We start from the raw sequence: 13,924 nt of genomic DNA on the forward strand, positions 1-13,924 counted from the left end.
CGCACCGTCATCGCGATCGACATCGATTACCCGTAGCGCTGGCTCGCTCACCTCCTGGGGCGCGACGCGCAGAGCGCCGAGGATGGTCGCCAGGTCGGGATCGAGGTCATCGCCGTCCGTTACGTCGGCAAGTCCTTGCGTCACGACGGCCAGCTGGTGAGCGGCGCCGCCGACGCGCTCCCCCACCCCGCCTGACGTCCCCCGACCCAACAACGTCCGTAGCAAGCTCGTTGTAGTCGCCAGGTACTCGGCGGCGGCGGATGCGGTCGACGACGGGGCTGCCTGGAGGGTGGTGCCAGTGATGTACACCATGCGCACCGATGCGCCCTCTTCCTCGATAGCGCGCACGGCTGACGCCACGCCCGCGAGGTCCTGAACAGAGCTCTGCTGCACCGGGAGGCCGGCCTGCTCCAACGCTGCCACTAGGCCGGTCGCCACGTGGCTGTCGTGCGCCACCACCAGCCAGTGTTCAGTGGCATCCGCCACGTCACCCGGCGGCACGCTCTGCGCCAGCCGCTGCCAGGCGGGGAGCCAGACCCGTCCCTCAGGTACGCGCGTGGGGTCCGCGTCCGTGGCGGCATCCACCGCGGACGTGGCCGCCGCGGTCCGGTCCACCCAGTGGCGCTCGCGCTGGAACGGATACAAGGCAAGTCCGGGTACGCGCCTGGCCTTCTCCTGGGAGTTGAACGGATCCAGCGCCACCGTGAGACCGCCGGACCAAAGGCCAGCGCTAGTCGTGAGCCAGGTACGCGCGTCCGCTACGCGATCCTCGGCGTTGACCGGCGCCAGCGAGGCCATGCGCCGGGCGGAGGGCGCCGCCTCGCGCGCCAGCGGCAACAAGGTCTCCCCGGTGCCCAGCTCCACGAACACGGTGCCGGCGTCGGCCGCCACCTGCGTCAGGGCGCTGCCGAAGCGCACGGCCTCGCGCAGCTGGCGGCCCCAATAGGCGGGGTCCGTCGCCTCCTCGCAGGTCAACGGAGCGCCCGACACGTTCGAGATGACGGCGCGGCTCGGCGCCCGCAGCTCGACGGTCGCCACCGTCTCCACGAAGGGCTCCACCGCCCCATCCACGAGCGGCGAGTGGAAGGCGTGCGAGGTCGCCAGCGGCTTCACGTTTAGGCCGAGCCCGGCCAGCTTCTCGGCCAGTGACGCGATGGCCTCGGTCGGTCCCGCCAGGGTCGTTGCACTCGGTCCGTTCACTGCCGCAACGACGACATCGCCAGCGCCCTGCACGTGCTCGGCGAGCGCGTCCGCCGACGCGCGCACGGCGAGCATCGACCCGCGCGGCTGCGCCGCCAGGATCCGTCCGCGTGCCGCCACCAACAGCAGTCCGTCTTCCTCGCTGAATACATCCGCTAGGCAGGCCGCAGCGAGCTCGCCCAAGCTATGTCCCAGCATGAGCGTGGGCTCGACCCCACGCTCGAGCCAGCATCGCCCGAGGGCGACTTCCAGGGCGAACAGCAGGGGCTGGGCGATGGCCGTATCGTCGATCGCCGCGGGATCGGGCGCGCCCGCCCGGGTGAACCAGGGCAACGGGTCCACCCCCAGCAGCTTCTCCAGGCGGCCACACAGGCGAACTAGGTGCTCGCGCAGGCGGCGATCGCTCGCCAGCAGCTGACGCGCGAGGCCGAGGCGCTGGGCCCCCTGCCCCGGCAGCAGCCAAACGACGCGCTCGATCGGCGCCACCGGCACGAGGGCACCCGGGGTCCGCAAGCGAGCCGCTGCGTCTGCCCCGTCCGTCGCCGCGATCGCACAGCGCGCGGCCATCACGCGCCGGCCTTGGCGTAGGGTTGCGCCCACGTCCTGCAGCGAGGGCGCTGGGGACTGCCGCTCCAGGGCGACGGCGAGCGCCTCACCGCGCGCGGCGAGCGCGGCCGGCGTCTGGGCCGACAGCGGCAACAGCACGGGAAGGGGCCCCTCGGCGGCGTTGGCAGCCGCGTCGGCGCTGGCGGACACTGCCTGAGCGTTGACCCGCGCGGTGCATTCGGGCGCTTGCTCGAGGACCAAATGCACGTTGGTGCCGCCGATGCCGAAGGCACTGACGCTGGCCCGCCGGGGCGCACCATTCGCCGGGCGCCACTCGCTCGCCGACTGGGGCACGTAGAATCGCTCGCCTAAGGCGATGTCTGGGTTGATCGCCTCGAACTCCGGCTGCGGCGGCAGCGTGGCGTGCTCCAAGGCGAGCACCGCCTTGATCAGCCCAGCTACACCGGCGGCGGCATCGAGGTGGCCGATGCTCGCCTTGATCGCGCCGAGCGCGCACCGCTCCCCCGGGGAGTCGCCGAAGGCCTTGCGCAGGGCGGCGATCTCGATCGGGTCACCGAGGCGCGTGCCCGTGCCGTGGGTCTCCACGAAACCGATCGTGTCCGGATCGACGCCCGCGACCGCCAGCGCTTCGGCCACCACGTCCGCCTGCCCATCCACCCCGGGCGCCCCGAAGCCGACCTTGACCGCGCCGTCGTTGTTGATCGCCGAGCCGCGCAAGACGGCCCGTATCGGATCGCCGTCGGCGAGCGCATCTTCCAAGCGCCGCAGCACCACGACGCCAACGCCGCTGCCGGGCACGGTGCCGCGCGCGCCGCTGTCGAAGGGCCGGCAGTGACCGTCGGGCGACAGCACGCCGCCCTCCTGCGCCAAATACCCCTGAGTGGTCGGCACGAAGATGGAGGCGCCGCCCGCAAGCGCGACGTCACAGCTGTGCATCAGCAGCGCCTGGGCCGCCAAGTGCACCGCCACGGCCGACGACGAGCACGCGCTTTGCACATCGACGCTCGGTCCACGCAGGTCCAGGCGGTAGGAGACGCGGGTGGTGAAGAAGTCCTTCTCCGTGCCGAGCGAGCCGAGGCGCAGACGATCGATCAGGTCCCCGTCCGCGTGCAGCGGATCGGCCCCGGCGAGAATCTGGTTAGCGAAGTAGCTGCTCGCACTCACGCCCCCGTAGATGCCCGCGCGAAGATCACCGCCAGGGGCGATGGCGGCGTCTTCCAGCGCCTCGAAGGCACACTCCAGGAACAGGCGGTGCTGGGGGTCCGTGAAGGCCGCCTCGCGCGGGCTCATGCCGAACAGGCCCGCATCGAACCCCGCCACCTCCTCGAGCACGCCGCGGGCGCGCACGTAGGCGGGGTCTCGCAGCTGGCGCTCGGGCACGCCGGCCGCCGCCAGCTCCGCCTCGCTGAGCGTGCGGATGCCGCGGCTCCCCGTGCGTAACAGCTCCCACAGGGCCGCCACGCTGGGGGCCCCCGGGAAGCGGCCGGACATGCCGACGATGGCGATCGCATCGTCTGGCAGGGCCGGTGGCACGGCCTGACTCACCGCCGCGCCTCGGACGGGTCGCAGTCGTGGGCCGCCTCATCGTTGGCGCTGTCGAGCGCCTTCGCAGGCGAGCGCGAGCGCCGGCGTTCGAGGGCCTCACGGCGGGCGCTGACGCGATCGTCCCGCTGCTGCGCCACCGCGGCACTGTCCTGCTCGGCCACGCCGCTGATGTGCCTGGCCAGGGTCTGCACCGTCGGGTAGCGAAAGAGGTCCACTAACTCGATCGACGCGCCCAGCCGCTCGGCCAGCTTCGGATGCAGCTGCACCAGCGTGAGCGATGTGCCGCCGAGCTCGAAGAAGTTGTCGTGCACGCCGACTCGATCGACCTGCAGCGCCTCTTCCCATAAGCGCGCCACCTCCCGTTCGACCTCGCCGGTCGGCGCCACGTGCGGAGCACTCGCCACGGCCTGCGCGGGCACGAGGGCCCGCAGCGCACGGCGATCCACCTTACCTCGGTTGTCTTGCGGCAGTGACGCCGGACCGACCACCCAGCGCCCAGGCACCATGTACGTCGGCAGCCGTGACGTGAGGGCCGCCCGAAGATCGACCGCCTCCCGGTCCTCGCTGACGACGAAGGCCACGAGCACGGTCCCAACGCCGTCGTTAGCCGGCACGTCGAGCACGGCTACCTCGGCCACGCCGTCGAGCGCCGCCACCGCGCGCTCCACCTCGGCGAGTTCCACCCGATGGCCCCGTACCTTCACCTGCCGATCCACCCGGCCGACGTACTCCAGTGCACCGTCCGGGCGCCGGCGCACGCGATCGCCGGTCCGGTAGAGCCGTGCACCAGGCACGCCAGACAGGGGATCCGGCACGAAGCGGGCCGCCGTGGCCGCGGGCATTTCGGCATAGCCCCGCGCCAGCGTCGGTCCGCCGACGTACAACTCCCCCGCCACGCCGACGGGCGCCGGCTCGCCGCGCGCATCGAGCACGTAGAGCGCCGCATCGCCGAAAGCTCGCCCGATGGGAACCTCGGCGCGCCGCGGATCCTCGGCCTGCTCCGACACCCGGTGGGCGCTGACGACGACCGTCGTCTCCGTCGGGCCGTAGCTATTGACGATCACAGGTGCAGCACGGCCCGCGGCAACGGCCTCGCGCCACGGCGCCAGCGCAGCGGGCACCAGGCGCTCCCCGCCAAGAATGACCAGGCGCACACACGCGGGCAGCGATTGCGCTCGTTCGGCCAGCGTACGCGATAGCTGATGCCAGTACGCCGTTGGCAAATCCACCACAGTGACGCCTGCCTCGGCGCAGCGCTCGACGAAGCGCGCGGCGTCCACGAGCATCGCGGCATCGCGTGGCACGAGACACGCGCCGGCCGTCAGGGCCCCAAAGATCTCCTCGATGGAAGCATCGAAGGCGAGGGAGGAGAACTGCAGCACGCGATCCTCAGGGGATAATGCGTACGTCTCCACCGCGGCGCGCGAAAAGCTCGCGAGCGCCTCGTGCTCCACCACCACCCCTTTGGGCGTGCCGGTGGAGCCGGAGGTGAAGGCGACGTAGGCCGCGTCTCGCGGGCCGATCCTCGGCCTAAGCGCATCATCGAGGGCCTGCTTCGAGCACGGCGCTTGGTCCAGATCCGGGCAGACCGCGACCTGGCGGTCCCCCGCTTCCAGCGACCACGACGCGTCGCCCGACATGAGCACTCGCGTCACGCCCGCTTGCGCGAGCATCTGCTCGCGACGTTCGCGAGGCACGCTCTCCTCGATCACCATGAACGCAGCGCCGGCGCGCAGGACGCCCAGCATGGCCCCGATCACGGTTGCTCCGCGTTCCAGAGCGAGCGCGACCACATCGCCGCGGCGCACGCCGCCGACGACGAGTTGTTGCGCAACCCGCTGTGCATGGTGATTCAGTTCGCCGTAGCTGATCAGCCGGTGACCGAGGGCGATGGCAGGCGCCGTCGGGACCGCCTCCACCCGTGCGTCGAACGCCGCGAGCACATGGTTGTCAGAGGTCGGCAGCGCTTCCGCCAGCGGCGTCACGCTAGCGGCTGCTACGGAGGCGGCAGCCAGTGCTTCACGCACGGGTGGCAGCGCAGGCACTGGTACCGCGGCTTGCACTTCCAGCGTCATCGCCTCGAGCGCAGCTGTAGGGGCGGCGGCGATCGCTGCCATCAGCGAGGCGAAGTGGCCGGCTAGCAAATCGCCGTGTGCCCCATCGTAGACATCATCGTGCAGTTCGATGAACAGGGCGAGTTCGTTCTTGTCATTGAAGTCGCTGACCTGCACCGAAAGGCTCTCGAAGCCGAGGCCCGTGTGCAGCCAACGAATATCGACCGGCGCGCCTGCAAACTGGTCCGTACCGGCGGTGTGCACGTTCAGCACGACATCGTAGAGGGGCGCGTCGACGGGGTTGCGCACCACCTGCTCGCCGTGGCGCAAGGCGGCCTTGACGGCGGGACCGGTGCGCGCGAAGAGACTCGCTAGTGAATCCTCCCCCGTCACGGTCATGGTGACCGGTAGCACGCGCATGAACAGGCCGAGGGTCCCACGCGCGCTCTGGCGGCCGCGATTGCGCCACGGCATGCCCACCACCACTTCCTCGACGCCCGCCGTTCGATGCAGGAAGGCGACGAGCACGGCGAGGAACAGGCGCAAGCGCATGACCGGATGGGGTCGCGAGCGACCCGACAGCTGGGCCAGCGCAGCATCGAGCGCACTGCCCACCAAGGCACCGATCGGCACCTCTAGCTGCCGCGTCGTGAGCCCCTGCTTGATACCCGTTGCCCCATAGCAGCGGGGCGCCTCCGGGCGCTGCGCCAGCAGCCCATCCCAGTAGGCGCGCTGCTCCTCCCAGGCGCCACCCACGCGCTGCTGTTGCTCCCACGCCAGATGCTCTCGGTAGGATGGGAGCGCAAGCGGCGCGTGGACATCGGAAGACTCGCCGAGCTGGCGATAAAGCGTCGACACGTGCTCGACGATGAACTGGATGGACTCACCGTCGGACACGATCTGATGCTGCACGAACAACCACGTGAAGCGCTCTGGGGACCGGCGGATCAGAACGCTGCGATGGGTGCCCTGCGTAATGTCGAGGGGCTCGAAGGCCAACGCGCGCACCTGCTGCGCGAATGCGTGGTCATCGAGATGCGCGAGGTCCAGCGTCGTCAGCGCGAGGTCCGCCGCGTCGTTGATCACCAGCTGCGGCACCCCGTCGCGCTCGACCACCGCGGATCGCATCGCGTCGCTGGCCCTGACCAGCGCCCCCAGCGCGCGTTCGAAGCGCGCCTCGTCGAGCACTTGCTCCACGTCGACGGTGATCGCCAGCAGATACAACGGACGGGTGGGATCGAGGCGCTGCCCGGTCCACACGAGCAGCTGGTTGTCGCTGAGGTTCGATGCCTCACGGTCCGCGCCCAGCACGGGCGACTGGGGTGCCGCAGGGTAAGGGGCGATCGCCCCCGTGGGCAGCGCCAGACAAGCGCCCAGCGCCGCGACGGTCTGCGTGGGGTCCGCGGTCGCCGCCGCCACCGTCTCCTCGAAGGCACGCGCGATCGCCTGCGCAGTGCGGCGTTCGAACAGATCGCTGGAAAACTCCAGCATGCCGGTCATGCCGGCGCGCCCTTGCTCACCTAACACTGACGATGGGTCGTCCAAAAGCAATGAGAGGTCGGTCTTCGCGGTGCCCGTGTCCAGCGGCTCGACGGCGATCTCCAGGTCTTCGACCTGCAGCACGCCGCCCGGCGTGTTCTGCAGAGCGAAGGCCACCTGGGCGAAGGGCGCGGCCTGCAGGTCGCGATCGCGACGGGCTGCGTCCACGATGACCTCGAAGGGCAGCTCCGCGTTCTCGAAGGCCGCCAGACTGGTGGTGCGGGTGGCGGCGAGCAGTGCCTCGAAGGTGGCGTCCTCGCTCACCTGCGTTCGCAAGGGGATGGAGTTCACAAAGAACCCGACCAGGCCGTGGGTCTCGGCCCGCCGCCGCCCCGCCAGGGGGGAGACGATCACGAGATCCTGCTCACCGCACAGCCGCTGCAGCACCACCTGCCAGGCTGCCAAGGCCACCATGAAGCGCGTCGCGCGGCAGCGGCGCGCCAGGGCGTCGAGCGCGCTGAGCGCGGCTGCATCGAGTGACACGGGCACCCGCTCACCGCGGAAGCTCGGTACCGGCGGGCGCACGTGGTCCGTGGGTAGCGAGAGCCGGGCGGGTGCGCCGGCGAGTGTCTCGCGCCACCAGCTCACATCGGCCTCGTTGTGCGCGTGACGCCGTTGCCACAGAGCGTAATCAGCGTAAGTGATGGGTAACGGTGCGAGCCTCGCCTGAGCGGCGTCGCCGTACGCCTGGGAGTCGGCGTAGGCGATCCCTAGTTCGCGCAGCATGATGCCGACCGACCAGCCGTCAGCAGCGGCGTGGTGCAGCGTGACGATCAATTCGTGGCACTGCTCGCTCAGTCGCAGCAGGAGGGCGCGGGCGAGGGGCGGCGTGGCCAGGTCGAACGGCTGCGCTGCGGCCGCGGCCGCGAGCGCCTGCGCTCGGGCCTTGCGGCCCTGCTCGGGAACGTCCCTCAGGTCGACGAGCTCGAAGGGCATGGCCATCGGCGGGGCCACCACTTGGACGACGTCGAGTGCCGGAGCGCTGCTGGCGGACCCCACCGCATGGCCTTGCGTGGGCGCGGCGTCGCCCTCCTCTCCTGCTGCATCGGCACTGCTGCGCGGCACGAGCCCAGCGCGCAGCGGCGCGTGACGCGCCAAGAGCGCATCGAGCGCTGCGCGCAGGCGTGCCACGTCCAAGTGTCCGCGGAGGATCGCGCGAGCGGGCATGTGGTAGACCGCCGTGCCCGGCAGCAGCTGCTCCATCAGCCACAGGCGCCGTTGCCCGTAGGAAGCAGGTACCGGCGCGTCACCAAGGTCGTGGCGCGGGATCGGTAGCACGCGCGGCGCGTTGGCGCCATCGGCACTCGCTTCGGGAAACGCCGGGCCAACATCACTCGCAGACTCACCTAGCACCTTCGCCAGGTCCGCCACGGTCGTCGCCTGAAACAGCGTGCGCAGTTCGATCGTAAACCCGAGCTTCTCCTCCAGGTCGGCGATCACGCGGGTGGCAAGCAGGGAGTGGCCACCCAGGTCGAAGAAGTCGTCGGCAATCCCCACCCGGTCGACGGACAGCACTTGGGCGAAGGACGCGGCGACGAGCGCCTCTAGGGCGTTGCGGGGGGCCACGTAGTGCGTCTCGCGGCTGCCACGCCCTGGATCGAGCGCGAGCAGGCGACGGCGATCGAGCTTGCCGCGCGATGTCGTCGGCATCGTGGTGACGGCCACGAAGCGCTCCGGCACCATGTAGCGTGGCAGGCGAGCCTCCAGGTAATCCCGCAGCGCGCCCGCCAGCTCACCGGCCGACGTGTCCTCAGCCGGTGCGCGTCCGTACACCGCCAGGTCCACATCGGCCGCCACGGCACTCGAGGGCGCAGCGCCCGTGGCGCCGAGATGCAACTCCAGGCAGCCGTCGCCCGTCGCACTCAGGCGCACGTCGACGGTCGCGCAGTAGCGTTCGCCCAGCGACCACAGGTCGTCGGGATCGATCGCCGGGCCGACGGTGGCCGCCATCCGCCGGGCGAGCGACGCGGCATCCGCCGGCCGGCCATCGCTGGCGATCGGCGCGAACAGCTCCTCGCCCGCCAGCGCGGCAGCGGCAACGCGGGCATTAGGTATCGCCTCGATCACGACCGCCTGCGCACCCCGCCCCGCGGTAAGCCAGGTCTCTAGCGCCTGGAGATCGGCGAACTCCTCGAAGCGCCGGCGCTGAGGGGCTTGCGCGGACCCTGGGCACGGCTCGTCGAGTTCGAGGACGACGTCATAGCGGAACTGTGCGAGTTCATTCGCTGCCGCGAAGCGCTTCGGCCGTACGCGCACCCCGCGGATGCGCGGCTGGCGCGCGGCGAGAGCGTGGAAGAACGCGGGCGCGACCAGCAACTCGTCTTCGCGCGCCGCCGCCTCTTCGGCGCGCAAGGCCACCTGGGTGACCGACTCATCCTCGCCGGCGCGCGCCAGAGCGACGTTGGCGTAGAAGGCGCGGTCGAGATCGGCAGAGCGCAGGTCACCGACGAAGATGCGACCGCCGGGCGCGACGCGAGTGACGGCCGCCTCGAGGACCGTCTCCAGGTAGGCGACGCTCGGGAAGTACTGCGCGACGGAGTTGACCACCACCGTGTCCACGGAGCCCTCGTCGACGAGCGTCGCCGCCCGGTCCGCGCTCGCCACGTGCACCTGCACGCCCTCGATGTGACCGCCGGGCCGTGCCAGCTCTGCGCGCACGCCGTTCACGGCCTGCTCTGAGAAGTCCAAGCCAACGTAGCGCGCCACCTCGGGCGCCAGGCGATACAGGATAAGTCCGGTGCCGATGCCGATCTCGAGCACCTGGCGCGGTGCGAGCGCGCGGATGCGGCCCACGGTCTCCTCCACCCACGCGCGCATCTCCTCGCGGGCGATGGGCTCGCCGTCGTAGCTGCTGTGCCAGCCGACGAGATCGAAGCGTGCGTCTTGAGCGTCTTCGGCGTCGCGCTGGCCGCCGTAGGCCGTGTCGTAGAGGCGTCGCCAGTCGTCCACGTGGGTCGCCTCGCGGCGCTCGCGGTCGCTCGTCGTGCGCGCGCGCTCGGGCACGAAGAAGGCGACCAGGGCCCGCTGACCGTCGCGGTCCACGGGCAGCACGCTCGTCTCGCGCACCTCCTCGTGGGTCAGCAAGGTCGCTTCGATCTCCCCGGGCTCGAGGCGCGCGCCGCGGATCTTCACCTGGTAGTCGGTGCGGCCGAGGAATTCGAGCTGACCGTCGGCGAGGTAGCGCACCCGATCCCCCGTGCGGTAGAGGCGCTCGCCAGGCGTGGCGGCCAGCGGGTCGGGCACGAAGCGCAAGGCGGTCAGGGCCGCACGGCCACGGTAGCCGCGGGCGAGGCCACGGCCTCCCAGACACAGTTCCCCCGGTGCACCCACCGGCACCGGGCGTAAAGACGCGTCGAGAACGCGGGCGACCACGCCAGGCAGGGGGTGCCCTATCGGCGGCGCCTCGGCGACGTCCTGCGTCTGCGGCGACACCTGTTGGCTGGTGGACACCACCGCGTTTTCGGCCGGTCCATAGCAGTTCACATAGGCGAAGGGCAACGATGGGTGGGGTCGGCGCGTGAGCTTATCGCCGCCCACGAGCAGCGCGCGCAGCGCCTGCGAGCCCTGCAGCGCCGGCTCGCCCAGCAGTCGCTCCGCCACCGGTGTAGGGGCGAAGAGCACGTTGATCTGCTGTCGGGCCAACCATTGAGCGAGCGCCGGTGGGTCCAAGCGCAACTCGTCCGCCGGCAGCACCAGCGTGCCGCCCGTGGCGAGGGTCATCCACAGCTCCCACACGATGGCATCGAAGGCAAGCCCCGCGAGCGACGTGCCACGATCGCCAGGTCCGATCCGCCAGGCTGCTTCCTGCCACGCCACCAGGTGCGTCAGCGCCGCGTGCGACACGCCGACGCCCTTCGGCACGCCGGTGGAGCCGGACGTGTACACGACGTAGGCCAACTGCTCCGCGCACACCTCGACGGGCGGCGTCTCGGGGGCATGCGTCGATGCGGGCGGGTCGCAATAGGCATCCACGTCGACGACGGCCACGGGATCTCGCTCGGCGCTCAGGCCGGCAAAATCCGCCAGGTGTCGGCCGACGGTCAGCACCACGTGGGCACCGGCATCGAGCACGGTGGCGCGGCGGCGACGCACGGGATCGGCAGGATCCAACGGCAGGTAGGCAGCGCCCGCCATGAGCACCGCGAGCGGAGCCAGTGCGATCGCGGTCCCTCGCGGCACGCAAACGGCGACCACATCCTCAGCGCCCACGCCGGTAGCGCCCAAGGCCGCCGCCAACGCCTGGGCCTGTGTGACGAGCTGCGCGAAGCTCCAGGTCACGCCGTCAGCGTCGACCACGGCGGGCGCTTGCGGTCGAGCCTCAGCGTGGTCGAACACGCGCTGATGCACCGGCGCGCTGAGCGGTGTCTGCTCCGCTGCGCGCAGCGACTGGCAGGCGAGCGTGTCCGCCCGATCGAGGTCGTCACCGTCGAGCCAGGCGAGCGCGGGCAGCGGCGCCTGTGGCCGCGCCATGGCGTCTTCCAACAGGGTGGTGAACTGGCGCATCAAGCCCTCGATGCGCGGCCCGTCCCACAGCGCGGTGGAGTACTCGACCAGCACCCCGAGGCCTTCGTCGATCTCGCCCATGTTGACGCTCAGATCGAACAGCGCCGTGCCCGTGTCGACCGCGAGTCGCTCGATGGTGAGGCCCGGAAAGTCGTGCTGGGGCGTGAGGGAATTCTGTCGACCGTAGCTGCCGTCCTGGTACTGGAAGGTGACCTGGAAGAGCGGATTGCGGCCGAGTACGCGATCCGGGCGCAGACGCTCGACCACGCGCTCGAAGGGTACGTTGCGGTGCTCGAAGGCGCCGAGGGTCGTCTGTCGAATACGGTGCAAGAGGTAGCTGAAAGACGGCTCACCGGCGAGATCCGTCCGCATCACGAGGGAGTTGACGAAAAAGCCCACCAGCGGCTCCGTGGCGGGCCAGTTGCGGTTCGCCGTCGGCACCCCCACGACCACGTCGTCCTCGCCGCACAGGCGCTGCAGCAGCACCTTGAACACGGCTAACAGGGTCATGAACGGCGTCACCCGCGCTTGGGCGGAGAATTGCTTGACCCGCTCGAGCAGCTCGGGCCGGTGCACGAGCAGCAGCTTGGCGCCCTGGTGCACGGTATCGGGTCGGCGCGGGCGGTCCGTGGGCAGGCGCAGCTCGCGCACGCCCGCCAGGCGCTCCTCCCAGAAGCGCATCTCACGCTCGAAGCGCTCCCCGCTGAGCCACTGGCGCTGCCAGACGGCGAAGTCACCGTACTGGATCTCGAGCGCCGGCAGGGGCGACGGCCGGCCGGCGACAAACGCGCCGTAGAGCTGCTCCAGCTCGCCCATGATCACCCCACGCGACCAGCCATCGCCCACGATGTGGTGGATCGACAGCAGCAGACCGTGATCATCGTCAGCGAAGCGCACGATCGTGAGCCGCACGAGGGGCCCGGCGGCGAGGTCGAAGGAGCGACTGGCGTGCTCGCGCGTGACCTCGTCCATGCGCTGCGCCCGCTGCTCCGATGCCACGTGGGCGTCGTCGATCAGTTCGAAGGCGGGGACGAGTGCGTCGTGCACCACCTGGCGGGGCACACCGCCCTCGGCGCTGAAGGTGGTGCGCAGCGCTTCGTGGCGCTCAACGATCTCACCCACGGCGCGACGCATGGCCTCGACATCGAGGCGACCCCGCAGGCGCAGGGCCATGGGGATGTTGTAGAAGGCGCTGTCGCGCTCGAGGTGGTTCAGGAACCACAGGCGTTCCTGGGCGTGCGACAGGGGCAGCACCGCGTTCGCGGCGCGGCACGGGATCTCCGTCTCGCCAGTGTCTTCGGCCGCTTCGGGGCGATCACCGTCGAGGTCTACCTCACGGCCCCGTTCGGCGAGGCGTCGGCGCAGCAGTTCGCGCTGCTGCGGCGATAGGGCGGCGAGTCTGTCGGCCAGGGACATGGGCGGGCGCCTCGGCGTCAGGCCGACACGCGAGCGGTGAGGCCGAAGCACTCGTCCTTCAGCGCGCTCAAGTGCTCGAGACTTCCCATGACCTCGTCGTAGCCCGGGTGGAAGTCGATCAGGCAGGCCAGCTCGTCGATGCCCGCACGCGCGAACGCCTCGATGTGCTGACGCAGGTCGCTCACGCCGCCGATCAGGGAGCGGCCGTCGAGGAAACCCTCGAAGCCGAAGCGCAGGAGCGTCTCCAGGTCGGCGCTGGTGAGGTCGTCCATGCCCACGCCAAGCCCGAGGCTCTGCGCGAGCCCGTCGAGCAGGTGGTAGTGCGACTTCAGGTACTCGTGGAACGGCGCCTCGATCTGCTCGCGAACGGTGGCGAGGTCCGGCCCCACGAAGGTGTGCACCATCATCGCCACGCGGCGGCTGGCGGGATCGAAGCCGTGTTCGGCGAGCGCCTCGCGATAGCGAGCCACGTTCGCGGCCACCGCCTCCACGGTGGTGTTCAGGAGCGAGGTCAGCACGGGGGCGCCGATCGAGGCGGCGCGCAGGAAACCGGGCTCGGAAGACGCGGTGATCCAGAGCGGCAGCTCGCGCTGCAAGGGGCGCGGCAAGGTGCTGATGCTGACCGGCTCACCGCCGTCGCCGGGCAACTCCACGGTCTCGCCGGCCCACAGGCGGCGTACCACGTCCACCCGATTCCACAGCGCGTCGTAGCGCGCCGCATGGCCCTCGGGTGAGAGCAGGAACTCGGTCACCGTCCATCCCGGCGCGAAGGCCATGGCGACCCGACCACCGGAGAGGTTGTCGACGACGGCCCAGTCCTCCGCCAGACGTACGGGATGGTGAAGCGGCGCCACCACGCTCCCGGCACGGATCTGCACCCGCTGGGTTACCGAGGCGAGGGCTGCGCTGGTGACGACGGGGTTGGGATAGAGACCGCCAAAGGCATGGAAGTGACGCTCGGGCGTCCAGACCGCCGTGTAGCCGTGCTCGTCCGCATAACGCGCGGAATCGAGCAACAAGCGGTACTGGTTGGGCCGGCGCACGGCGCCGTCGCCGTCGAAGTAAAACAGTCCGAAGTCCATTTCAGGGCCGTCTCGTTG

3 protein-coding genes (1 of these 3 cut by a window edge) are annotated in these 13,924 nt (G+C 70.7%); all 3 read right to left on the bottom strand.

Annotated elements, in window-relative coordinates:
* Tightly spaced (at most 17 nt apart), the 3 genes in view from AAGA68_08110 to AAGA68_08120 form a layout consistent with a single transcriptional unit that may run on beyond the window.
* Positions 1-3,312: the 5' portion of an SDR family NAD(P)-dependent oxidoreductase gene (locus AAGA68_08110; GenBank protein ID MEM9385013.1), read on the bottom strand. 1,224 nt of this gene lie to the left of the window's left edge; 3,312 of the gene's 4,536 nt are visible here — the first part of the coding sequence; the start codon lies at positions 3,310-3,312; its stop codon lies beyond the left edge, outside the window.
* On the bottom strand, positions 3,309-12,824 hold the full coding sequence (locus tag AAGA68_08115; GenBank protein ID MEM9385014.1) for an amino acid adenylation domain-containing protein: 9,516 nt from the start codon (positions 12,822-12,824) through the stop codon (positions 3,309-3,311). The genes AAGA68_08110 and AAGA68_08115 overlap by 4 nt, the downstream gene beginning before the upstream one ends.
* Positions 12,825-12,841: 17 nt before the next feature.
* Complete coding sequence (locus AAGA68_08120; protein MEM9385015.1) at positions 12,842-13,906, bottom strand: MupA/Atu3671 family FMN-dependent luciferase-like monooxygenase; 1,065 nt, start codon at positions 13,904-13,906, stop codon at positions 12,842-12,844.
* Positions 13,907-13,924 lie beyond the last annotated feature (18 nt).

Source organism: Pseudomonadota bacterium, from assembly GCA_039193195.1.
In the GTDB taxonomy this organism is placed as follows: Bacteria; Pseudomonadota; Gammaproteobacteria; order Steroidobacterales; family JBCBZW01; genus JBCBZW01.